The 21842-nt window shown below is 54.8% G+C and carries 20 protein-coding genes; 9 read left to right on the top strand and 11 right to left on the bottom strand.

Annotation, left to right across the window (positions count from 1 at the left end):
* Positions 1-35 precede the first annotated feature (35 nt).
* The 3 genes from pcaH (at position 36) to AC2A1E_RS17975 (ending at position 2401) form a co-directional block, all read left to right on the top strand.
* Complete coding sequence (pcaH, locus tag AC2A1E_RS17985; RefSeq protein WP_484384882.1) at positions 36-761, top strand: protocatechuate 3,4-dioxygenase subunit beta; 726 nt, start codon at positions 36-38, stop codon at positions 759-761.
* The gene (gene pcaG / locus AC2A1E_RS17980) at positions 761-1387 is read left to right on the top strand and encodes a protocatechuate 3,4-dioxygenase subunit alpha (RefSeq protein ID WP_484384881.1); all 627 of its coding nucleotides are present in this window, start codon (positions 761-763) and stop codon (positions 1385-1387) included. Before pcaH ends, pcaG begins: the two co-directional genes overlap by 1 nt.
* An 81-nt stretch (positions 1388-1468) precedes the next feature.
* On the top strand, positions 1469-2401 hold the full coding sequence (locus AC2A1E_RS17975) for a LysR substrate-binding domain-containing protein (RefSeq protein WP_484384913.1): 933 nt from the start codon (positions 1469-1471) through the stop codon (positions 2399-2401).
* 4 nt (positions 2402-2405) lie between these two features.
* Here AC2A1E_RS17975 and pcaC read toward each other — a convergent pair whose 3' ends face one another.
* Together pcaC and AC2A1E_RS17965 are read right to left on the bottom strand one after the other, a co-directional pair.
* Positions 2406-2795: a 4-carboxymuconolactone decarboxylase gene (gene pcaC / locus AC2A1E_RS17970; RefSeq protein ID WP_459402490.1), complete on the bottom strand. Its 390-nt coding sequence runs from the start codon at positions 2793-2795 to the stop codon at positions 2406-2408.
* Between the two features lie 9 nt (positions 2796-2804).
* Positions 2805-4166 carry a 3-carboxy-cis,cis-muconate cycloisomerase gene (locus AC2A1E_RS17965; protein ID WP_484384912.1) on the bottom strand — a complete coding sequence of 454 codons (1362 nt, stop codon included), beginning with the start codon at positions 4164-4166 and terminating at the stop codon, positions 2805-2807.
* Between the two features lie 244 nt (positions 4167-4410).
* On the opposite strand from AC2A1E_RS17965, the gene AC2A1E_RS17960 reads away from it, so the two are divergent.
* Positions 4411-5244, top strand: a complete 834-nt coding sequence (locus AC2A1E_RS17960; protein WP_484384880.1) for an IclR family transcriptional regulator domain-containing protein — start codon at positions 4411-4413, stop codon at positions 5242-5244.
* Between the two features lie 38 nt (positions 5245-5282).
* On the opposite strand, the gene AC2A1E_RS17955 is transcribed toward AC2A1E_RS17960, so the two are convergent.
* The 3 genes from AC2A1E_RS17955 to cutC all read right to left on the bottom strand — a co-directional run bounded on the left by AC2A1E_RS17955 (position 5283) and on the right by cutC (position 9501).
* The gene (locus tag AC2A1E_RS17955) at positions 5283-6458 is read right to left on the bottom strand and encodes a 4-hydroxybenzoate 3-monooxygenase (RefSeq protein ID WP_484384879.1); all 1176 of its coding nucleotides are present in this window, start codon (positions 6456-6458) and stop codon (positions 5283-5285) included.
* Positions 6459-6468: 10 nt separating this feature from the next.
* A complete protein-coding gene (locus AC2A1E_RS17950; RefSeq protein ID WP_484384878.1) occupies positions 6469-7824 on the bottom strand; it encodes an aromatic acid/H+ symport family MFS transporter in 1356 nt (451 codons plus the stop codon).
* Positions 7825-8742: 918 nt separating this feature from the next.
* Complete coding sequence (cutC, locus tag AC2A1E_RS17945; RefSeq protein ID WP_473187386.1) at positions 8743-9501, bottom strand: copper homeostasis protein CutC; 759 nt, start codon at positions 9499-9501, stop codon at positions 8743-8745.
* A 94-nt stretch (positions 9502-9595) separates the two neighbouring features.
* Between cutC and AC2A1E_RS17940 the strand changes: the two genes are divergently transcribed.
* A complete protein-coding gene (locus AC2A1E_RS17940; protein ID WP_484384877.1) occupies positions 9596-10738 on the top strand; it encodes a MalY/PatB family protein in 1143 nt (380 codons plus the stop codon).
* Here the strand turns inward: AC2A1E_RS17940 and AC2A1E_RS17935 are convergent.
* Positions 10735-11298 (bottom strand): VOC family protein, encoded by a 564-nt coding sequence (locus AC2A1E_RS17935; protein WP_484384876.1) that lies wholly within the window; start codon positions 11296-11298, stop codon positions 10735-10737. The two genes, AC2A1E_RS17940 and AC2A1E_RS17935, sit on opposite strands and share 4 nt — an antisense overlap.
* Positions 11299-12046: 748 nt before the next feature.
* Here AC2A1E_RS17935 and argS point away from each other — a divergent pair.
* The gene (gene argS / locus AC2A1E_RS17930; protein ID WP_459402480.1) at positions 12047-13777 is read left to right on the top strand and encodes an arginine--tRNA ligase; all 1731 of its coding nucleotides are present in this window, start codon (positions 12047-12049) and stop codon (positions 13775-13777) included.
* 289 nt (positions 13778-14066) lie between these two features.
* Here the strand turns inward: argS and murJ are convergent, their stop codons facing one another.
* The 4 genes from murJ to rimJ form a co-directional block, all read right to left on the bottom strand.
* Entirely contained in the window at positions 14067-15602 is a 1536-nt protein-coding gene (murJ, locus tag AC2A1E_RS17925; protein WP_484384875.1) for a murein biosynthesis integral membrane protein MurJ, read from the bottom strand.
* A gap of 243 nt (positions 15603-15845) precedes the next feature.
* Positions 15846-16763 carry a Gfo/Idh/MocA family protein gene (locus tag AC2A1E_RS17920; protein ID WP_484384874.1) on the bottom strand — a complete coding sequence of 306 codons (918 nt, stop codon included), beginning with the start codon at positions 16761-16763 and terminating at the stop codon, positions 15846-15848.
* Positions 16756-17400: a YceH family protein gene (locus AC2A1E_RS17915; RefSeq protein WP_484384873.1), complete on the bottom strand. Its 645-nt coding sequence runs from the start codon at positions 17398-17400 to the stop codon at positions 16756-16758. Before AC2A1E_RS17915 ends, AC2A1E_RS17920 begins: the two co-directional genes overlap by 8 nt.
* Before the next feature lie 8 nt (positions 17401-17408).
* Positions 17409-17996: a ribosomal protein S5-alanine N-acetyltransferase gene (gene rimJ / locus AC2A1E_RS17910; RefSeq protein ID WP_484384911.1), complete on the bottom strand. Its 588-nt coding sequence runs from the start codon at positions 17994-17996 to the stop codon at positions 17409-17411.
* Positions 17997-18341: 345 nt separating this feature from the next.
* Here rimJ and mdtH point away from each other — a divergent pair, with 345 nt between their 5' ends.
* The 3 genes from mdtH to AC2A1E_RS17895 all read left to right on the top strand — a co-directional run bounded on the left by mdtH (position 18342) and on the right by AC2A1E_RS17895 (position 21179).
* Positions 18342-19550 (top strand): multidrug efflux MFS transporter MdtH, encoded by a 1209-nt coding sequence (gene mdtH / locus AC2A1E_RS17905; protein ID WP_484384872.1) that lies wholly within the window; start codon positions 18342-18344, stop codon positions 19548-19550.
* 226 nt (positions 19551-19776) lie between these two features.
* A complete protein-coding gene (gene grxB, locus AC2A1E_RS17900) occupies positions 19777-20424 on the top strand; it encodes a glutaredoxin 2 (RefSeq protein WP_484384871.1) in 648 nt (215 codons plus the stop codon).
* A 191-nt stretch (positions 20425-20615) separates the two neighbouring features.
* Positions 20616-21179, top strand: coding sequence for a lipoprotein (locus AC2A1E_RS17895; RefSeq protein ID WP_484384870.1), 564 nt, complete (start codon positions 20616-20618; stop codon positions 21177-21179).
* Positions 21180-21222: 43 nt separating this feature from the next.
* Here AC2A1E_RS17895 and AC2A1E_RS17890 read toward each other — a convergent pair whose 3' ends face one another.
* Positions 21223-21801, bottom strand: a complete 579-nt coding sequence (locus tag AC2A1E_RS17890) for a TorD/DmsD family molecular chaperone (RefSeq protein WP_484384869.1) — start codon at positions 21799-21801, stop codon at positions 21223-21225.
* Between the last annotated feature and the right edge of the window lie 41 nt (positions 21802-21842).

Below are 21842 nucleotides of genomic sequence, written 5' to 3'. Positions count from 1 at the left end.
CCTATTCCCCTCACCTTATCGATAAGGAGTGCTCTATGAGCAGCAGCGAGCTGTATCAACGTAATCGCGATCGCCATCCGCCAGCCTACTCGCCGGAATACAAAAGCAGTGTGTTGCGCTCGCCGCGTAATGCGCCGATCTCATTGCAGAATTCGCTTTCCGAGATCACCGGCCCGGTATTTTCCAGCAGCGAACTCGGGGCGTTAGACAACGATCTGATCCTGAATTACGCCAAGCAAGGTATGCCGATTGGCGAGCGGATTATCGTGCATGGTTATGTGCGAGATGAAAACGGCCAACCAATGCGCAATACGCTGGTTGAAGTGTGGCAGGCCAACGCCGGTGGCCGTTACCGCCACAAAAAAGATCAGTATCTGGCACCGATCGACCCCAACTTTGGCGGCTGTGGGCGCATGCTCACCGACGACAAGGGCTACTACGTTTTCCGCACCATTAAGCCCGGCCCCTACCCTTGGCGCAACCGTGTCAATGACTGGCGCCCGGCGCATATCCACTTCTCTCTCTCCGGCGATGCCTTTGCACAACGCTTGATCACCCAGATGTATTTCGAAGGGGACCCGCTGATTGCACACTGCCCGATCGTGTGTTCCATCAATGACGATGACGCAGTGCGCTCACTGATCTCGGTCCTTGATAAATCCGCCTCCGTGCAGCTCGACAGCCTGGCTTATCGCTTTGATCTGGTGCTGCGTGGGCATCGCGCCACGCTGTTTGAAAACCGCTTACAGGGGAAAGCCTAATGTTGAAAGATACCTATCTGCTGGAAACGCCTTCACAAACCGCTGGCCCCTACGTGCATATCGGCCTGGCCCCCCATGCCGCCGGTTTTGACATTTTCGAAAACAACTTCGGCCCGGTGCTGACCAACGCCGAAACCCGCGGCGAACGTATCCGTATTGAAGGCCGGGTGTTCGACGGCAGCGGTACACCGCTGCGTGACGTCCTGCTGGAAATGTGGCAGGCCAATGCGGCTGGGCGCTATCAACACCCGCAGGATCGCCAGCATGACAAAAGTCTGGACCCTAACTTTCGCGGTTGGGGGCGAGCCTGCTCCGATTTCACCAGCGGTGTTTATACCTTCGACACCATCAAGCCCGGCGCGGTCATTGGGCGCGATGGCAGGCTGATGGCACCGCATGTCAACCTGTGGATCGTGGCGCGTGGCATCAACCTGGGTCTGCATACCCGCATGTATTTTTCCGATGAGGAAAGTGCTAACCAGGCCGATCCGGTGCTCAATCTGGTCGAACAGGAAGTACGGCGTAATACGCTGATTGGTCACAAAAAAAGCACCGCAGACGGCTCCCTCTATCAGTTCGATATTGTGCTGCAGGGGGAGAATGAAACGGTATTTTTCGATTTGTAATCCAGAGATCGGCCAATCCCGTTCATAACGGCAGAGAGATGAGTTACTCTGCCGTAACCTTGATGACGGAGTGGCCGCGTGATAGATAACAACAGCGTTTTTACCCAGCGTATTCGCCTGCGTCATATCCACTGCTTTGTTGCCGTCGCCCGGGAAGGCTTCCTACACCGGGCGGCGGAACGCCTGAATCTGAGCCAACCGGCACTGTCGAAAACCCTCAGCGAGTTAGAAGCCCTGACCGGCGTCACCCTGTTCGATCGCGGCCGCCACGGCGCACGGCTGACCGCGCAGGGCGAGGTGTTCCTGGCCCATGCGCAGCGCATTATGGCGGCGCTGGCCGACGCTGGAGACGTGCTGGCGCAGCAGGCCCATGCTCTGCCGCCGCCGCTGCGCGTGGGTGCTCTGCCCACTGCCGCGCTGGGCGTATTGCCGCCGGTAATTGCCCATTTTCAGCAGCTTCACCCCCATCTGCGCATCCAGGTCACCACCGCGCACAATACGGCGCTGCTGGCACAGTTACAAAATGGCGAACTGGATCTGGCGATTGGCCGCATGGCCGATCCACAGATGATGAGCGGCCTGCTGTTTGAATTGCTGTTTCTAGAAGAGTTGCAGGTGGTGGCGCAACCCGCCCACCCGCTGCTGCGTGAAACCCTGACGCTGGAAAATGCCTTGCGCTACCCGTTGGTTGTTGCCCCCAAAGGCACCGTGCCGCGCCAGAACGCCGAAGCGCTGCTGGCCGCCAGCGGCCTTTCCCTACCGGCCCAACGGGTAGAAACCCTGTCACCTTCGCTGGCGCGGCGGCTGACGCTGCAATACGACTATCTGTGGTTCGTGCCTTCCGGCGCGGTGCAGGACGATCTCACCGCTGGCAGGTTGCTGCCGCTGCCGTTCAGTGGGCCAGGAACCTCAGAACCGGTGGGGATCATCGTGCGTAATCAGGAGCACTCCGGCGGCGCGTTGCAAGACTTTATCGCTGCGGTGCGCCGCGAAGCATTGGCAATACGCCCCTAGCCGTTCAGCCTGCTGCCGCATCCATTTCGGCGAATACCGCTTCGGCCAAATGAAACGCCGCGTTGGCGGCGGGTAAACCGCAATACAACGCACTTTGCATCAACACCTCTTTAAGTTCTTCGCGGGTGACGCCGTTGTTGAATGCTGCCTTCAGGTGCATGCGCAATTCCGCTTCACGGTTGAGGGCGATCAGCATCGCGATGGTGATCAAGCTGCGGGTATGGCGCGCTAAACCGGGGCGAGTCCAGATCTCCCCCCAGGCGTAACGGCTGATGAAATCCTGAAACTCCTGGTTGAGCGGCGTCAGATTGCTCAGCGTGCGATCAACGTGGGCATCCCCCAGCACTTCGCGACGCACCGCGATCCCTTGCTGGTAACGCTGTTTATCATCCATGCTTGTTCCTCAGTTATAAGCGGTTGTTGATGTTGTGGCTTTGGCGCGTACCAAAACCTGTTGGATAAACACCGATGCGCTGCCCAGCGCGTTGGCCGGATCGAGCAGTTCGGCCAGCTGTGAACGTTCGAGCCACTTCAGCACCTGCTCATCCTGTTCCAGCACCGCCAGCAAAGACAGATTCTCTGCCTGCGCGCGTTGGCAGGCTTGCTCAATGTGCCGGTGAGCATTCAGGCGGCCCATGGGTTCACCCAGCGCCATGGTGACCGCTTCAGCCAGAATCAGCCCGCCGGTCAACGCCAGATTATCCGCCATGCGGGCCGGGAAAACCTGCAATCCATCAATCAGCGGCACGCTGGCCGCCAGCGCCCCGGCGCTGAGCATCATCAGTTCCGGCAGGCTTTCCCATTCGGCGTGCCAGCCACCCAGGCCGCGTTCGTGCTCTTGCAGCATCGCCTGATACAGGCCGCTCACCAGCGCGGGTGCGCGCATGGCCGCCGCCAAAATCACCGCACAGGACACCGGATTGCGTTTGTGTGGCATGGTTGAAGACCCCCCGCGCCCCTCGGCCTGCGGTTCGGCAACCTCAGCGATTTCGGTCTGGCACAGCAGTGAAATATCCCGCGCCAGCTTACCCAGTGTTCCTGCCAGCCCGGCATACCAACCTGCCACTTCTAACAAGCGGTCACGCTGGCTGTGCCAAGGGGTGTCGGCTTCCGTCAACTGCAAGCGCTGCGCCAACAGAGCCGACACCGCTTTGCCCTTTGACCCCAGTGAATTGAGCGTACCGGCGGCACCGCCAAATTGCAGCACCAGCACGCGCGGCAGCATCTGTGCCAACCGCTGGCGATAACGCAGCAATGCATCCAACGTGCCTGCCAGCTTTAACCCCAGAGTGGTCGGCAATGCCTGCTGCATCCAGGTTCGCCCCACCATTAGCGTTTCGTGGTGAATTTCAATCTGGCACACCAGCGCCGCGATCAGCTGCGTCAACTGGCTATCGGTCTGCGTTAATGCGCTGCGCAGTTGCAGCACCAGCCCGGTATCAATCGCATCCTGGCTGGTTGCGCCCCAATGCACAAAACGCGCCGCCTGCGGATCCTGTTCGGCCACCCGCGCGGTCAGTTGGCGCACCAAAGGGATCGCCAGATTGCCCGCCAGTGCCGCAGCATTCGCCAGTGAACCCGCATCCAACAGCTCGCTTTGACAACAGCGAGCAATGGTCTCTGCTGCCGAGGGGGGGATCACACCGGCTTCAGCCTGCGCCTGCGCCAATGCCGCCTCGAAATCCAGCATCCCTTGCAAAACCGCCGCGTCGCTAAAGCAGCTATTGATCGCGGAAGGCCGTAGCAACGGTGTCAATAATTCCATCATCTCTCCTGTTCTCTATTCACTCTGGGCAACCCGTCAACGTTAGCCTTGCTGACCAAACAGCGTCAAGGGCGATAATCGTTATAGTGTGCGTATATCGCACACAATTGGAGCCCGATTGATTTGCCATCAGATTCTGTGATCAGAACACGGTTTTCACGCGCTAACTTACTGCCTGCAACGCGAAGTGGGCGATTATCGGATACACTGTGCGAAATCCGCAGATACCGACAGGGAACTGACCATGACGCGCAACGCCTCCCCCGACACCTCCACCGAAGAGCACAGTTTTGTCGCTGGCAGCAGCAACGATCCGTTCAAGGGCGACCCAAATTTTATGACTTCGCTGGCGCGCGGCCTGGAGGTGATCCAGGCGTTTACGCCGCAGCGGCGGTTGATGTCGATCTCGCAAATCAGCCAGAAAACCGGCATCCCGCGCGCCGCGGTGCGCCGTTGCCTGTATACGCTGACTAAATTGGGGTTTGTCTACGCGCAGGACGGCAAGAACTTCGAACTACGCCCGCGCATTCTGACGCTCGGTCACCCTTATCTGGCTTCGACTCCGCTGGCCAAGGCCACTCAGCCGGTGTTGAAACACATCAGCCAGATGCTCAATGAGTCTTGCTCAATCGCCACGCTGGACGGCGACGACATTCTGTATATTGCCCGCGCTTCTAGCTCACGCATTATGAGCATCGATCTGGATATCGGCAGCCGGTTACCCGCCTTTGCCACCTCGATGGGGCGCGTACTGATCGCCCATTTGCCGCCGGAGGCGCTGAATAATTATCTCAAACGCGTCAGCCTGGTGCGTTACACGCAGTACACCGTTGCCAACATCAGCAACCTGAAAGAAGAGCTGAAAAAAGTGCGGGCGCAAGGTTACGCCATCAACGATCAGGAGTTGGAGATTGGCCTGCGTTCGATTGCCGTACCGATCCTGGCAGCAGACGGCAGCGTAGGTGCCGCATTGAACGTCGGGGTGCAGGCTGGGTTGGTGCCGGTCAGCGAATTGACCGCGCGCATTCTGCCAGCGTTGCGCGACGGGGCACAGGAACTGTCGCTACTGTTATCCTAGCTTCAAATATCGCAGCCCTTGCGGGCTGCGGTGGGTGATTAAAAGGGCAAACCGACATAGTTTTCTGCCAGCATGGTCATAGCGCTGCGTGATTTAACCATATATTGCAGTTCAGACAGTTGCAAACGCTGCTGGAACGAGCTGCTTTCCCCTTGGGTATGCAGCATATTGGTCATCCACCAGGAAAAATGCTCAGCGCGCCATACCCGTTGCAGTGCCTGTTCGCTGTACGCATCCAGATGCGACCAGTTGCGCTGGCGATACAGGCTTTCTAGCGCCTGAGCCAGCAGGCGTACATCGGCCATGGCCAGGTTTAACCCTTTCGCTCCGGTTGGCGGCACAATGTGCGCGGCATCCCCGGCCAGCAACAGACGCTTATAGCGCATCGGTTCGGTCACAAAACTGCGCATGCCCACCACGTTCCTCTGGAAGATCTTACCCTGCTGTAACGACCAGCCATCACGATTTTCCAACCGGGCTTCCAGCTCGCTCCAGATCCGGTCATCAGACCAATCTTCTACCTTCTCCTGCGGATCACACTGAAAATACATGCGTTGCACCTGCGCAGAGCGCGTGCTGATCAGAGCAAAACCACGCGCATGGCGGGCATAGATCAGCTCTTCGCAGGAAGGTGGCGCTTCCACCAAAATGCCAAACCAACCAAAGGGATAGACGCGGGTGTAATCCTTACGCAATCCTCCTGGCATCGCGGCCCGGCAGATGCCGTGAAAACCGTCACAGCCGATGACAAAATCGCAGCTAATGATGTGGTCTTCGTCAAGATGACGATAGTGGATCTGTGGACGTTCGCTCTCCAGTTGCTGCAACGATACCTGTTCCACTTCAAACAGCAGTTGCCCCTGTGCCGCCTGACGTGCGGCGATCAGGTCTTTCAACACTTCATGCTGGGCGTAAACGGTTATTTCTCTGTCGGTCAGTTCAGTCAAATCAATACGGTGTTGTTCCCCGTCAAATGCCAGCCGAATACCTTGATGCTTGGCCCCTTCACGCGCCAAGCGTGCCCCCAGGCCCGTCTGGTTGAGCAAGTCGACCGTTCCCTGTTCCAACACGCCGGCGCGAATGGTTGACTCAACCGCTTGCTGGCTGCGTGTTTCTATCACCACAGATTCGATCCCTTGCAAGTGCAACAGATGAGAAAGCATCAGGCCAGCTGGCCCGGCCCCGACAATCCCTACTTGTGTTTGTCTATGCACAACGTTCTCCTTATTGAGCCTTGTTCAGAGAGCCCAGCAATGCAGGTTCCCTGAGGGAAAAATGTTTAACCATCAACGCCAGCGCGGCGAGCAGTGCCGGGATCGCCAGCAGGGTAAAGATCACGCTGAACGACAGTTGCAGTTGCATCAGTAAGCCCCCGCTCATCGCGCCGAGAATGCCGCCAAAGCGCCCAATGCCCAGCATCCAGGCCACCCCGGTGGCACGGCCGTTGGTCGGATAAAAACCGGCGGCCAGTGCGGGCATGGATGACTGCGCACCGTTCATGCAAACGCCAGCAATAAACACCACGCCCCCCATCAGCAGCGGGTTGGTATTAACAAAGCCGATAGCAAAGACGAACAGCGCGGTGAGGAGATAACCGACGGCCACCACCTTGTGTGGATTCATCCGGTCCATCAGCCAGCCCATTGCCAACACCCCAATACCGCCCCCTAGTGGGAATAACGCCGTAATCACCGACGCCTGACGCAGAGAAGCGCCCGTCTCACGGATCAGCAGCGGCAACCAACTGGTCAACAGATAGAAAATCATCAGCCCCATAAAGTAGGTCAGGCACAGCATCAGAGTGCCGCGCAGGTAATGCGGGGAAAAGATCACTCGCAGCGCGGATTTATCCGTTTTTTCGCCCTGTTCATTCAGCGTAAAACGCAGCGGTGCCATCCACTGTTGCGGTGAGATGCGGCGCAGCACGGCGGTAATGCGTTCAGCGGCATAACCGTGCAGCACCATAAAGCGCACCGACTCGGGCAATGCGGCAATTAGCACCAGCGCCAACAGCAATGGGGCCACACCGCCCAGGATAAACACGCTTTGCCAGCCAAAATGCGGGATCAACCAGGCAGAAACGAAGCCGCCCAGTGAAGATCCCAAGGGGAAGCCGCAGAACATCAGATTCACCAGTAGGGCACGGCGGCGTTCGGGAGCATATTCCGACATCAACGTCGCAGCGTTAGGCATGGCAGCCCCCAACCCCAATCCGGTGAGGAAACGGAGTAAGGTCAGCATCGATAGATTGGTGGCAAAGGCGGTCAGCAGGCTGAAGCCACCAAAGACCAGCAGCGAGAGAATCAATACTTTTCGGCGGCCAATACGATCCGCCAATGGCCCGGCGGTTAATGCACCGACGGCAAGGCCAACCAATGCCGCGCTCATCACCGGGCCCAGCGAGGTTTTTTCAATCCCCCATTCCTGCACTAGCGAAGCCGCAATATAACCGACGATCGCCGTGTCAAAACCGTCCAGAGCAACCGTTAAAAAGCACATCGCCAGTATCCACCACTGATAGGGTGAGAACCGGCTGTTATTGATCAGTGCTTGAACATCAATCGTGTTTTCATGTGGCATAGAGCGCTTCCTTGGTTGGCTGAGCTACTGTGACCATAAGGGAACGCGAGGCAAGAACCTGAGAATCCCTTCTTTAATGTGCGATAATCGGACGAAAGTGCGTCAATCGCCTTTAAAGGAAAACACCGACACTGAAAAGTTTCAATATTGTTAAATTAATTACTGTGCGAACACCGAACACATGCGCATTGGTGATTTGATAATTTCATTTAAAATCAAATTATTATAAAATCAAGACATAGAAATAGACATCGAGCTTATGTGATTCAATTAACATTTCATTAATCATTGAGCTCAGTGGCTATCCATTCAACGCGGAGTGTCTTGCTGATAGCTTTATCAAAGGAAGGGTTTAGAGGCCTAATAAGTGACAACGTCACTCAATTTTCTCGTGCGCAACCAATAGTTACATTAATGCAACATTAAAACATAAGCATTAGCAAATTATTAACTAAAATAAAAGTGTTGGTATCGCGCCAACACCAGTGAAAGTTTGATAACTTCGCCCTGAGCACCTCTACCCTGCTCAGGGCTTTTTTTGATGTGCGAGCAAACTCGCCAACCCATTGTAATGAAATAAAAGTCACCGCTTGCTTACGCCAGCCTGCTACACACCAACAGCAGACTGTAGCTTGTGGCGAACGACCGAGTGATACCATTAGCCTGCGTATTTATTTTCGGAAAATTCTTAATCCGCAGCACCAACAAGATACATTTTTCTAAACTAAGCTCTAAGTGTTGGTAACGCCCAACATAATAATAATTGACTACTTTAATACGCCTCGCCCTGTACGATCATCCCTGAACAGGGCCTTTTTTTGTCTGTTCGTTATAGGCTTTTATTTTCGGTGGTTGAAATTAAAAAGCCCCGACTAATCGGGGCCTGACAATGGAAAACCGAGATATCACGCAGCGTACTCAGGCACTCTTGGTCATGGGATCCACCAAGGCCAGCGCATTCTTCATTGCCTCTACCATTTCACCATCCACACAGTAATGGCTGAACTCATCAAACTCACTGTCAGCACACATGGTCACCCCCGCTTTGCGGTAACGCATGGTTGATGGCACCGTATGCCCGGAAGAGCTATGCAATTCCTGAATACCGATATCAACAAACTTGTGCAGATTGCTTAACCGCACCCCAGCCCCGGCCATGATCACCGGCCCTTGGCTGGCTTGCAGCAGATTGCGCAGCAGCGGTAACCCCAATTCAGCGTTTTGCTGTTGCCCGGAAGTCAGAATGCGCGCCACCCCTAATTGCGTCAATTGATCCAGTGCCACCAGCGGGTTTTGACACATATCGAACGCGCGGTGGAAAGTCACCGCCATCTCACCGCTCAATTGCATTACTTCGCGCATGCGCGGCAGATCAATATGCCCTTCGTCATCCAACATCCCCACCACCACGCCGGCAAATCCCAGATCGCGAATATGAGCAATGTCGTTTTTCATGATCTCGAAATCGACCGCGCTGTAACAGAAATCCCCACCGCGCGGGCGAACGATCGGGTGAACGGGAATATTCACCCGTTCCCGAGCCAGCAGCAGTGAGCCAGAACTGGGGGTTAATCCCCCTTCACTCTGGCTGGCGCACAGTTCGATACGATCGGCACCTGCCTGTTCAGCCGTCATTGCACAATCGACGCTATAGCAACAAACTTCCAGTTTTATCATTGTTACCCCCAGAGAACGGCTAAAAATGCTACAGCAGTTGTTATACAAGTCGCTATAGTTACAGGATTTATCGCATAGGCTCAAGGGGCTAACTATGGCATTCAATTTTGATCAATGGATAGACCGCAGTCACAGTGACAGCGTTAAGTGGGCCAAATATCGTGATCGCGACGTTATTCCACTCTGGGTGGCAGACACCGACTTTCTTTCTCCGCCTTCGGTGATCGACGCACTGCAACAGCGCGTTGCACATGGCGTTTTCGGCTACGGCTATCCGTCCCCTGAGCTTGGCAAGATTTTTACCGAGCGCATGGCAGAGCGCTATGGCTGGCACATTCGGCCGGAATGGCTGGTTTTCCTGCCGGGCCTAATCTGCGGACTGAACTTATGCGTACGTGCTTTTACCGCTGAAGGCCAAGGTACCCTCGCACCCTCACCGATTTATCCCCCTTTTCGTAAAGCTGCGAAATTCGCTGGCCGCGCGCAACGGCAAATCCCGCTACGGCTGGAAAATCAGCGTTGGGTGCTGGACCTCAATAGCGCAGAGCCGTTGCTTGAAGGTAATGAGCGACTACTGATGCTGTGCAACCCGCAGAATCCAGGCGGCACCGTGTATCGGCGTGAGGAACTGTTGGAGCAGCACGAGTTCGCCCGCCGTCACGATCTGATCGTCTGTTCGGACGAGATCCATTGCGATCTGTTGTTGGAGCCCGGCTTGCAGCACATTCCGTTTGCCAGCCTGAATGACGATGCGGCGCAGCGCAGTATCACGCTGATGTCCCCCTCCAAGACCTTCAACATCGCTGGATTGGGGGCTTCGCTGGCCATCATCCCTGACAACGAATTGCGCTTGCAGCTATGCCGGGCGCGCAGTGGCATTGTGCCGGAAGTGGACATCCTGGCGCTGGTTGCCGCGCAGGCAGCCTACAGCGGTGGGCAACAGTGGCTGGACGAACAGCTGGATTACTTACGCGCCAATCGTGATTTGGTGATCGGGCGTATTAACCAGATGCCCGGCTTGCAATTGCATCCGGTGGAAGCCACCTACCTGGCCTGGATCGACTGTAGCGGTTTGGCGGTAGACAACCCGCACGCTTTCTTTGAGCAGGCCGGTGTTGGCCTGAGCCCTGGGCTGGACTTTGGCGACCGCCGTTTTGTGCGCCTTAACTTTGGCTGCCGACGCGAACTGCTGACTGAAGCGCTGGATCGCATGGCGCAGGCGATCAGTGCGGGTTAACCCCGCTCGCTGGCCACAATATCGCGGATATGATACGGATGAAATTTGATGGTGATATTGCCATCCGTCAGTGCCAGCGTCGGGTTCGGCAGACGTTCGCCCTCGCCTTTTGGCGCACTCTGCTTCAGTTTGATCCCCGGCAGCAGCAGTGCTTCATCCGCCAAGCAGCTCAGCGCTCGCGCATAAAGGGTGGCCGGATCGCCACTCAGCACCAGTTCAACATGCTCCCAGCCTTCATGCGGATAACGCTTTTCACCCGGATAAGGCAGTTCAACACAGTCGATGAGCCACGGGCCGATCTTTAATGGCACTGCCAGATCGAACAGGCAAATTGGCCGACCGTTGATCACCGACTCCGACAGTAATGCACCGCATTGCAATAATCCCAGGCGCCAGCGATCGGCCGTACTGTTCTGATGGCAACGCACCGAAATATGGTCGGCGCTGAATTGTGACAGATCGAGATGCAGTTTTTCCGCCAACTGGTTCAGCGCCTGCTCAAAGCGCGGTAAATCCTGCGCCAGATCGTTAAGTTCGGTGATGGATGACAAAGGGACCATAGGATGCTCAACTTCTCCAAATACGGGTAAGGGGTGCGATAATTTACACGTCGGATGCAACACAGGCTATGGCTTGCACAGTAAAAAACCGCGGAAATCGATGATTCATGATCTTTTTTGACACAGAGTTTTATTTTATTAAAAACATGCATTATTTCACGCTAACAAAAAATCGGTTTTTCTTGTTTAATCTTCGTTTATAAATAACAAGATTGTTAAATTTATTTAATAGAAATTTTGTCTTATCCTATACAACAAGATGATTGAATATTACCTCCTCAATTTTGATAACATAAAAATTATCGCGATGATTTCATCATGAAAAAACTGAATTTATTGTAGGGTTTATCTTAATCATTATAGGTTTAATTGCCTGTACTAATTTATTGCGATAACGTGAACGCGTATTTAACTGCGAGTAGGTAAATATGATTCTTCTAGGCATCGCTATTGTTCTGATAATTATCGCAGGTTATGCCATCTATCGTCATTACAAGACACGTCGAAGCGGCATGCTGCGCTCAGGTCGTCACAATAAAAGACGTTAACCACTTTTAGAGTATTCACAGCTTCGTTTTTCCTCGTTTTTCGTTCCCCCTGCCCGCGTCAACTGCTGACGCGGCGCCTCTAATCAGATACAATTACGGGCTGTTTTGTGGTTAGCCATCCGCCCGCGGGTTGGCACAAAAACCACCTTTGAATCCGGAGGGACGTGTTGCACGGCCCTCGTTTGTATTAAGGTAACCCGGTGAATATTCAGGCTCTTCTATCAGATAAAGTCAGCCAGGCGCTGATTGCCGCAGGCGCACCTGCCGATTGCGAAGCTCAGGTTCGTCAGTCAGCGAAAGCGCAGTTTGGTGATTATCAGGCTAACGGTGTCATGTCCGTGGCGAAAAAACTCGGCATGCCACCACGGCAGTTGGCAGAAAAAGTGGTGCAACTGCTGGAACTGGGTGATATCGCCAACAAAGTCGAGATCGCAGGCCCCGGTTTTATCAATATTTTCCTGAACAGTGACTGGGTTGCCCGTCAGACCGATTGGGTTCTGAGCGCGCCCAAACTCGGCGTTGCCCCGGTTGAGCAGCAGACCATTGTTATCGATTACTCTGCGCCAAACGTGGCGAAAGAGATGCACGTTGGCCACTTGCGCTCCACCATCATCGGTGATGCCGCAGCCCGCACCCAGGAATTCCTTGGTCATAATGTGATCCGCGCCAACCACGTCGGCGACTGGGGCACCCAGTTCGGTATGCTGATCGCCTATCTGGAAAAAATGCAGAACGAGCATGCCAGCGAGATGGGCCTGTCCGATCTCGAGCAATTCTATCGTGAAGCGAAGAAAAACTACGACGAAGACGAAGATTTCGCCCTGCGCGCCCGTGGCTACGTGGTGAAACTGCAAGGCGGTGACGACTACTGCCTGAAGATGTGGCGCAAACTGGTGGACATCACCATGGCGCAAAACCAGATCACCTACGATCGTCTGAACGTCACTCTGACCGAAGATGATGTGATGGGTGAAAGCCTGTACAACGCCATGCTGCCAAACATCGTCGCCGATCTCAAAGCCAAAGGGCTGGCGGTAGAGAGCGAAGGCGCCACCGTGGTCTTCCTCGACGAATACAAAAATAAAGACGGTGACCCGATGGGCGTCATCATCCAGAAAAAAGACGGCGGCTATCTGTATACCACCACCGATATTGCCTGTGCCAAATATCGCTATGAAACGCTGGGTGCCGATCGCGTGCTGTATTACATCGATTCGCGCCAGCATCAGCACCTGATGCAAGCCTGGACGATCGTGCGTAAAGCCGGTTACGTGCCAGATGCGGTAACGCTGGAACATCACATGTTCGGCATGATGCTGGGTAAAGACGGTAAGCCGTTCAAGACCCGCGCTGGCGGCACCATCAAACTGTCGGATCTGCTGGATGAAGCCATTGAGCGCGCCAGTAAGCTGATTGCTGACAAGAACCCGGACATGTCGGCTGACGAAATGCAAAATGTGGCGAATATCGTCGGCATCGGCGCGGTGAAATATGCCGACCTGTCGAAAAGCCGCACCACCGATTACATCTTCGATTGGGACAGCATGTTGGCCTTCGAAGGCAACACCGCCCCTTATATGCAATATGCCTATACCCGCGTGGCTTCGGTGTTCAAACGCGCTGGCGTCGATGAAAGTGATCTGACTCTGCCGCTGGTAATGACCGAAGAGCGTGAAATTGCGCTGGCGACTCGCCTGTTGCAGTTCGAAGAAACCCTCACCGTGGTAGCTCGTGAAGGCACACCGCACGTGATGTGTACTTACCTGTACGATCTGGCCGGGTTGTTCTCCGGTTTCTACGAGCATTGCCAGATCCTGAACGCCGAGAGCGAGGAGGCCCGTCAAAGCCGCCTGAAGTTGGCGCTGCTGACCGCCAAAACGCTGAAAACCGGCCTGGAAACCCTAGGGATCGAAACCGTCGAACGCATGTAAGCCAGATGCAGAATGCAAAAAAGGTCGCTTTTCGTTAGCGACCTTTCAGACTGCTGACAAAGCCAGATATTAGGGAGAGCGTGCCGAAGGGGTCGTAGCGGCGTAAGCCGCCGACAAATTTGCCGGGAGCAAATTTGAACGACGTTAAGTCGGCCCGCAGGGTGGGACACAAGGATGTGTCCCATCATAGCCCCTCGGTGCGCTAGGCCAGAGTATCTCGGGCTTAAAATCAACCTCAAAGGTCGCTTTTCGTTAGCGACCTTTTTTATTTACAACCCGAGAGGGAGAATTACGCTACCCGGCGGACAAAATCTCGCGGCCGGAAACCCAGTACCCCCAACACCGCAAAATAGGTCACTACGCCTGCCACGACCACCACTGCCAACCGCAGCAAACGAGCCAGCATATTGCCCTGATCCCAGGCGGGCATCAGCCACATAATCCCCAACAACACCACGGACATCGCCAGCACAGCTACCACCAGCTTGATCAGGAACATCGCCCATCCCGGCTGCGGCTGGAAGATTTTCTGTTTACGCAATTGCCAATACAGCAGTGAGGCGTTCAGGCAGGCACCCAGACCGATCGACAGTGAAAGCCCGGCATGCTTCAGCGGCCCAATAAACATCAGGTTCATCACCTGCGTCATGATCAGGGTAATGATGGCAATCTTGACCGGGGTTTTGATGTCCTGGCGGGAATAGAAACCCGGTGCCAATACTTTCACCACGATCAACCCCATCAGGCCAACGGAATAGGCTACCAACGCCCGTTGCGTCATCGCCGCGTCGAAGGCGGTGAATTTACCGTACTGGAACAGAGAAACGGTCAATGGCTTGGCCAAGATCCCAAGCGCAATCGCACTCGGCAGCGCCAAAACAAAGCAAAGACGCAGGCCCCAATCCATCAGGCGATTGTATTCATCCTGATTACCGCTGGAGAAGCTTTTCGCCAGTGAAGGCAGCAGGATGGTTCCCAGCGCCACGCCCAGCACACCGGAAGGAAATTCCATCAGACGATCGGCATAATACATCCATGACACCGAGCCAGACACCAGGAATGAGGCAAAAATGGTATTGATAATCAGCGAGATCTGACTGACCGACACCCCGAGGATCGCCGGGCCCATCTGGCGCATTACTCGCCAAACCCCTGCGTCACCCAGCTTCAGGCGCGGCAGCACCAGCATGCCGATCTTTTTGAGGTGCGGTAGCTGATAACCCAGTTGCAGCACGCCGCCGACCACCACCGCCCAGGCCAATGCCAGCACCGGCGGATGGAAATAAGGTGCGGCAAACAGCGCAAAGCCGATCATGCTGACGTTCAGCAGCGTTGGCGCAAAAGCCGGAATAGAGAAACGGTTCCAGGTGTTGAGGATCGCCCCCACCAGCGATGCCAGCGAGATCAACAGAATATAGGGGAACGTAATACGCAGCAGCGCTGAGGTCAAAGCGAACTTATCCGGCGTGTCGGTAAAGCCCGGCGCGGTGATGACGATCACCCACGGCGCGGCCAGCATCCCCAGCACGGTGACTACCGCCAACACCAGCGTCAGCAAGCCGGACACATAAGCCACAAAGGTGCGCGTCGCCTCTTCCCCCTGCTGGCTTTTGTACTCGGCCAAAATAGGCACAAACGCCTGAGAGAATGCCCCTTCGGCGAAAATGCGCCGCAGCAGGTTCGGCAATTTGAACGCCACAAAGAAGGCATCCGTGGCCATCCCAGCCCCAAAAACGCGTGCCACTATGGCATCACGCACAAAGCCCAGCACCCGCGAGAACATGGTCATCGAACTAACGGCTGCCAGTGATTTCAGTAGATTCATGTGGTTTTTCTGATGAGTACGATGTGTAAATATCAACGCCTGCAACAGCAGGCGTCAGTTGAATCGCGATATCCCCTTATTACTTGAAGCTGCAGGGGTGTTGGCTGCCTTCACTCACCCGAATCACTTACTTAAGTAAGCTCATCGGGTTCTCTCAGTTGCCGCCTACCTGCAACGCCAAGTACGTTGGGTATAGTCTACGGATCCACAGAAATAATAGCTACCGCCATAGGTTACAGGGGGTTATCCGACATCACGCAGCATTTGCTCGATCAGGCGCTGCGCGTAGATCGCCTGCTCACCCGCAGTTTCCGGGGTAGTCTGATTGCTAACCGACTGAATAAAGTGCTGCACGGCACCGGTAAAACCGCGCTGAGCGAGCGTGGTCTGCCAACCCGCTGCCGGTTGCTCAACCACGCCCTGCGGATCCTCACGCAGCCACTGGCGCATATCATTCACCTGATAAACCGCCCCGTCGCTCACCGCCTGCACGCTTTCGCGCTGGCTACCGGCACGGCGGTGCATACTGGTGGTGACCAGCGTTTCCCCGCAGGCAAAGTGATGCTCAGCATAAAGCATGGCACCGGCTTCGTTGGCGCGCAGGCTGCCGCTCAGTAGATTCCCCGTGCCGCCACTCAACCACAGCGCCGTATCCACCACGTGCAGATAATCATCCAACAGGGTAAAGCGCAGATCCTGTGGCCCGACGCTGTCCGCACGGTGTTTGTCCATGCGGATCGAGGCTGGCAGATGCATTTGCTGTTTCAGTTGGCGATACAGCGGCGCAAAACGCCGGTTAAAACCGACCATCAGGGCTTTGCCACGTTTGTCAGCCAGCGCGATCAGTTGTTCCGCCTGTTCCAACGTTTCTGCCAGCGGTTTATCCACATAGACATGGACGCCAAGTTCAAGTAGCTCAGTCACCACGGCAAAATGGCTGGCGGTGCTGCTGTGTACAAACACCGCGTCACATTGCCGGGCCAGGCTGTCGAGCCGTGAAAAGCAGGCCATACGATAGCTATCGCACACCGGCTGCGCCTTTTGCTGATTCGGTGAAAAACCGCCGACCAGTTGCCAGTCCACCGCATGGCTGAGGATCGGCAGATAGGCTTTTTGCGCGATCCCCCCAAGCCCAACGACACCGATACGTAATTTACTCATGTTGCCCCCGCGCCAGCAGCTGTGCCAATTGCTGTTTCAGTTCGGCCACTTCAGCTTCCAAAACAGCCACCCGCTCGCCCAGCTCAGCGCCAGTAGCGGGTTCAATCTCGGCGGGCGCTTCTTCGATCTGGCCGCTGAATAAGTGCATAAACCGGCTTTCACGCTTGCCGGGTTCACGCGGCAAACGCACCACAAACGGGCCATCCTCACGCACGGTCAGTTGCTGTAAAACATCTTCAACCTCGCTAACATCGCTGAATTCGTGCATACGGTTGGTGCGGGTACGCAGTTCGCCTGGCGTCTGCGCACCCCGCAGTAATAGCGTTGCAATCACTGCCAACTCGGCCGGGGAGAGTTTCAGTTGGCCGAACTCCGAATTGCAGAAGCGGTGTTCATATTTCACCACCCGGTTACCGAAACCGCTCAGCGTACGCAAAAAGTGTTTTCTCAGCAGCAAATCAAGGATCTGCTGAACTTCGCTTTCCGGCAGGTCCATAACCGGCTCGCGGTTAGTTTTCTGGTTGCACGCCAAGGTGATGGCATTCAGGGAAAGCGGATATTGATCGGGCGTAGTGACCTGTTTTTCCAGCAGGCAACCAATCACTCGGGCTTCTTTAGCACTCAATTCATATTTCATTTATGGCCTCAGTGTGGCGATGGTAGCCATTCTTTATTGGTTAATGCGGTGAGAACGTGATCCTGCCATTTTCCGTCGATCAGCAGATAATCTTTAGCATAACCTTCGCGTTCAAAACCGAGCCGGGCAAGCAGCGCACCGCTGCGCTGGTTATGCGGCATATAGTTGGCCATGATGCGGTGTATCCGCTGCTGACGCAGCATATAACGGATGGCAGTTTGCAGCGCTTCATACATCAGCCCTTGCCCTTGCCATTTTTCCCCCAGGGAATACCCCAGAAAACAGGCGTGGAACGAACCGCGCAGCACATTGCTGAAATTGGCCACGCCGCGCACTTCATGTTCCTCAGGATCCAGCAGGATAAAATAGTAGGCACTGCCCTGCTTTTGCAGATCCATAATCATGCTTAACCGCGCCTGCCAGCCGGAAGGATAGCAGTGGCTTTCATCCCGCAGCGGTTCCCAAGGTTTGAGGAACACACGATTGGCAGCGTAGTATTCCGCCAGGCGATAGGCATCACGCTCATGAACGAGTCGGACGACCAGCCGGTCAGTGGTAAGGCGTACTTTTGGTGATGCAGAGCGATAGCCAAACATCATTTCCCCCGCGGTCAGGACGGTTCGATAAGAAGTATTGATTGGGTGAGCGTCTGAATTATTACCGTTCTTGTCTTCACCGCCGGTGCCATTAATGTTCAACAGCCAACGCAGAACCGCACTTCCCCGTGTTTAATATAACCGTAGCCTGCCCCACAGGTAAAACCCCTGTCGTTCAGTAAATAAGCAATCAACCATTTTGTCCGTTTTTTTGGCCAGTTTTGCCACTCACGTAACGTATTGACGATAAAAAAATATTATCTATTCACCCTCTATCAGAATGGGAATATTGAGCGGAGAATGAATGAGTTGTAGTTTTCTCCTCTTAATTGCTCGTGGTGAAGCATGTCACTGGTATCGCAAGCTCGGAGCTTGGGTAAATATTTCTTATTGTTTGATAATCTGTTAGTGGTTTTAGGCTTTTTCGTGGTCTTCCCACTGATTTCTATCCGCTTTGTCGATCAGCTTGGCTGGGCAGCCGTGGTGGTGGGCATCGCGCTGGGCCTGCGCCAACTGGTGCAACAAGGGCTGGGGATTTTTGGCGGTGCCATTGCCGATCGTTTCGGTGCCAAACCGATGATTGTCACCGGTATGCTGTTGCGCGCCGCGGGCTTTGCCACCATGGCGATGGCGGATCAGCCTTGGCTGCTGTGGTTTTCCTGTGCGCTTTCGGCGATTGGCGGCACGCTGTTCGATCCGCCGCGTACCGCGCTGGTGATCAAATTAACCCGTCCGCACGAGCGTAGCCGTTTCTATTCCCTGCTGATGATGCAAGACAGCGCCGGTGCGGTGGTCGGTGCACTGATCGGCAGTTGGTTGCTGCAATACGACTTCCACTTTGTTTGCTGGACGGGTGCCGGTATTTTCGTACTGGCCGCCGGTTGGAATGCCTGGTTACTGCCCGCCTATCGCATCTCCACCATTCGTGCGCCAATGAAAGAGGGCATGATGCGCGTGTTGCGTGACCGCCGTTTCCTGACCTATGTACTGACCCTGACCGGTTATTACATGCTGTCGGTACAGGTTATGCTGATGCTGCCAATCATTGTGAATGAAATTGCTGGTTCACCGGCGGCGGTGAAATGGATGTATGCCATTGAAGCGGCGCTGTCGCTGTCGCTGCTTTATCCTTTGGCGCGCTGGAGCGAAAAACACTTCCGGCTGGAACAGCGCCTGATGGCCGGTTTGTTGCTGATGACCCTCAGCCTGATACCGGTGGGGCTGGCAACCAGTTTGCAGGCCGTCTTTACCCTGATTTGCTGTTTCTATCTGGGTTCGATCATTGCCGAACCCGCGCGTGAAACCCTGAGCGCTTCGCTGGCCGATCCACGGGCGCGTGGCAGTTATATGGGTTTCAGCCGCTTAGGTCTGGCTTTGGGCGGTGCGCTGGGTTATACCGGCGGTGGCTGGATGTATGATACCGGCCATGCACTAGGCCGGCCGGAATTGCCCTGGTTCCTGCTGGGGTTGGTGGGATTCATCACGCTGTTTGCCTTATACTGGCAGTTCAACCCGCGCGCCATTGCTCCGGCACCCAGCGTGAATGAGGGCTAACTCATAACTCAACAGTGGCGGTTGTCCTGGTAGTGCAAAAACGAGCGCAAGAAAGTGCATATCAATGCATTATTTACCCAAAATAATCCGAGTGGCTTGTAGGCGACAGAGTGCAGCCAACACCCAAGCAACTTGAAGTATGAAGGGTATATAACAAGAACTTTGCGCGGCAGCCTACCTAGGCTGTGATAACTATTGCTGTTAAAACCTGATAACGGGAGCAAGCATGAAACTGTTTATTTATGATCATTGCCCATTCTGCGTGAAGGCCCGCATGATTTTCGGCCTGAAAAATTTATCAGTACGTCTGGTTACCCTGCTCAGCGATGACGAAGCTACGCCCATCAGTATGATCGGCAAGAAAATGGCACCAATCCTGCAAAAGGACGACGGAAGCTACATGCCAGAAAGCATGGATATTGTGCACTACGTCGATAATCTTGAGGGGAAACCGCTGCTGACCGGCAACACCAACCCGGCAATTGCCGACTGGTTGCAGCAAGCCAACAGCTATACCGGCAAACTGTTGCTGCCGCGTTTTGCCAATGCCGATTTCGAAGAGTTCGCCACTGACAATGCGCGCCGTTATTTCAGCGATAAAAAACAGGTAGCGATAGGCGACTTCGCCACCCATCTGGCAGACAGTGCGGATTTAATTGCTCAGTTGGAAAGCGATCTGGAAAAGCTTGCTACGCTGATCCAGTCGCCTGATGCGGTTAATGGCACTCTCTCTACCGATGATATCCACCTGTTCCCGCTGTTGCGTTCGCTGTCGATCGTCGCTGGCGTCACATTGCCAGACAACGTCGAGGCTTACCGTAACCGTATGGCGCAGCGCTGTGATATCCCGCTGTTGCTCGATATGGAACAGTAGTCCATCTCTCAGGCATGCCAGCATTTTGGCATGCCTTTTTGCGCTAGGTTTCAGCGTTATCCGATAGGTCGCCCGCCCTTTTTGCCGCATCATCTGCTATCCTGCCGCCTGAGCAAACATTTCTTTGCTGACAGTCAGTTGTTTATCATTATTATCTGTAGCATTTCCGTTAGCAGTTTTACGAGGCACGAATGAAGAAGATCCTGCTGGGCGTTACTGCCCTGATACTTGCCGGTATGCTTGCCGGTTGTAACCAACTGACTCAATACAGCGTCAGTGAACAAGAAGTGAATGATTATCTGCAAAAGCACAACGATTATCAGAAACAGATCGGTGTGCCTGGGTTGGTCGATGCCAATATCGTTTTAACGCAGTTGCAAAGCCAGATTGGCCGCAGTGAGCCGGGCAAAGTGATGCTTTCTGGCAATGCCAAAGTCAATATCACCTCGATTCTTGGCCCGCAGGCCGCCGAACTGCAACTGACGCTGAAGGCGCAGCCGGTTTATGACCGCGAAAAAGGCGCTATCTTCCTGAAAGAAATGGAACTGGTGGACTATAAAGTTCAGCCGGAGAAAATGGATACGGTGATGAAAGCGCTAACGCCTTATCTGAATCAATCGCTGAAAGCCTATTTCGAACTGCAACCGGTTTATGTCCTGAACCCGGATAACAGTAAAACAGAAGCGCTGGCGCGCAAACTGGCGAAAGGGTTGGAAGTGAAGCCCGGCCAATTGGTGATCCCGTTTACCGACTGACCTTATTGGGCGCAGTAGTAACCTTGACTGCGCCCTCTAAAACTTACTCTTCTGCGTCCGGCCCGGCTTCTTCCTGCTCATACTCCGCCAACTCATCACGCATCGCCGCAATGGCATCACGGGTAATCAATGCCAGAGTACGGTAGAAACCGCTGGTGGCATGAGCTTCAACCTTGCCCAGAAAACGCCCACACCATGGCAGCAGGAATTCATCAAACAAGGTAATTTGCGCCTGAGCTTCATCCTCCTGCGACTGATCTTCCAGCCATGAGGCCGCCAGCAGCAACGAACCGAAATGATCGGCTGGCGCTTCACTCAGCGGCATCCCGCGCTGTTGCAGGAAAACGCGCACTTCAGCTTCGGTGCGCCCTTCAACGTAGGCAGAACGGAACGGCGGTACGCTGCACTCACTGCCGACAAACATCGCGTTGAAATCAGCGGCCAGCAGATGAGCCTCACACTGCTGCTGCAAGCGCGCCAGCAGTTCGTCCTGCTCCAGTGGCCAATGCTGCTGAAGCTTGCCCTCTTTGATCAGGGTAAACAGCGGCACCAACAACGGATCCTGCGGCTGGCGGTAAAACAGCGTCCCCAGCACCCGGCAGACAACGGAAAACTCATTCATAATCAAGCCCTATTCAATACGGAAAATTTGCCGTGACGATG

It is taken from the genome of Serratia sp. HNCC26DJ206, from assembly GCF_057180605.1.
Note: the sequence above shows the minus strand (reverse complement) of the source record. Positions and strands in the feature narration are given on the sequence as shown.

Excerpts from the sequence above, each read along its gene's own strand:
- pcaH (WP_484384882.1), top strand. The coding sequence starts at position 36 with ATGAGCAGCAGCGAGCTGTATCAACGTAATCGCGATCGCCATCCGCCA.
- pcaG (WP_484384881.1), top strand. The coding sequence starts at position 761 with ATGTTGAAAGATACCTATCTGCTGGAAACGCCTTCACAAACCGCTGGC.
- pcaC (WP_459402490.1), bottom strand. The coding sequence starts at position 2,795 with ATGGATGATAAACAGCGTTACCAGCAAGGGATCGCGGTGCGTCGCGAA.
- AC2A1E_RS17965 (WP_484384912.1), bottom strand. The coding sequence starts at position 4,166 with ATGGAATTATTGACACCGTTGCTACGGCCTTCCGCGATCAATAGCTGC.
- AC2A1E_RS17960 (WP_484384880.1), top strand. The coding sequence starts at position 4,411 with ATGACGCGCAACGCCTCCCCCGACACCTCCACCGAAGAGCACAGTTTT.
- AC2A1E_RS17950 (WP_484384878.1), bottom strand. The coding sequence starts at position 7,824 with ATGCCACATGAAAACACGATTGATGTTCAAGCACTGATCAATAACAGC.
- cutC (WP_473187386.1), bottom strand. The coding sequence starts at position 9,501 with ATGATAAAACTGGAAGTTTGTTGCTATAGCGTCGATTGTGCAATGACG.
- AC2A1E_RS17940 (WP_484384877.1), top strand. The coding sequence starts at position 9,596 with ATGGCATTCAATTTTGATCAATGGATAGACCGCAGTCACAGTGACAGC.
- AC2A1E_RS17935 (WP_484384876.1), bottom strand. The coding sequence starts at position 11,298 with ATGGTCCCTTTGTCATCCATCACCGAACTTAACGATCTGGCGCAGGAT.
- murJ (WP_484384875.1), bottom strand. The coding sequence starts at position 15,602 with ATGAATCTACTGAAATCACTGGCAGCCGTTAGTTCGATGACCATGTTC.
- AC2A1E_RS17920 (WP_484384874.1), bottom strand. The coding sequence starts at position 16,763 with ATGAGTAAATTACGTATCGGTGTCGTTGGGCTTGGGGGGATCGCGCAA.
- AC2A1E_RS17915 (WP_484384873.1), bottom strand. The coding sequence starts at position 17,400 with ATGAAATATGAATTGAGTGCTAAAGAAGCCCGAGTGATTGGTTGCCTG.
- rimJ (WP_484384911.1), bottom strand. The coding sequence starts at position 17,996 with ATGTTTGGCTATCGCTCTGCATCACCAAAAGTACGCCTTACCACTGAC.
- mdtH (WP_484384872.1), top strand. The coding sequence starts at position 18,342 with ATGTCACTGGTATCGCAAGCTCGGAGCTTGGGTAAATATTTCTTATTG.
- grxB (WP_484384871.1), top strand. The coding sequence starts at position 19,777 with ATGAAACTGTTTATTTATGATCATTGCCCATTCTGCGTGAAGGCCCGC.
- AC2A1E_RS17895 (WP_484384870.1), top strand. The coding sequence starts at position 20,616 with ATGAAGAAGATCCTGCTGGGCGTTACTGCCCTGATACTTGCCGGTATG.
- AC2A1E_RS17890 (WP_484384869.1), bottom strand. The coding sequence starts at position 21,801 with ATGAATGAGTTTTCCGTTGTCTGCCGGGTGCTGGGGACGCTGTTTTAC.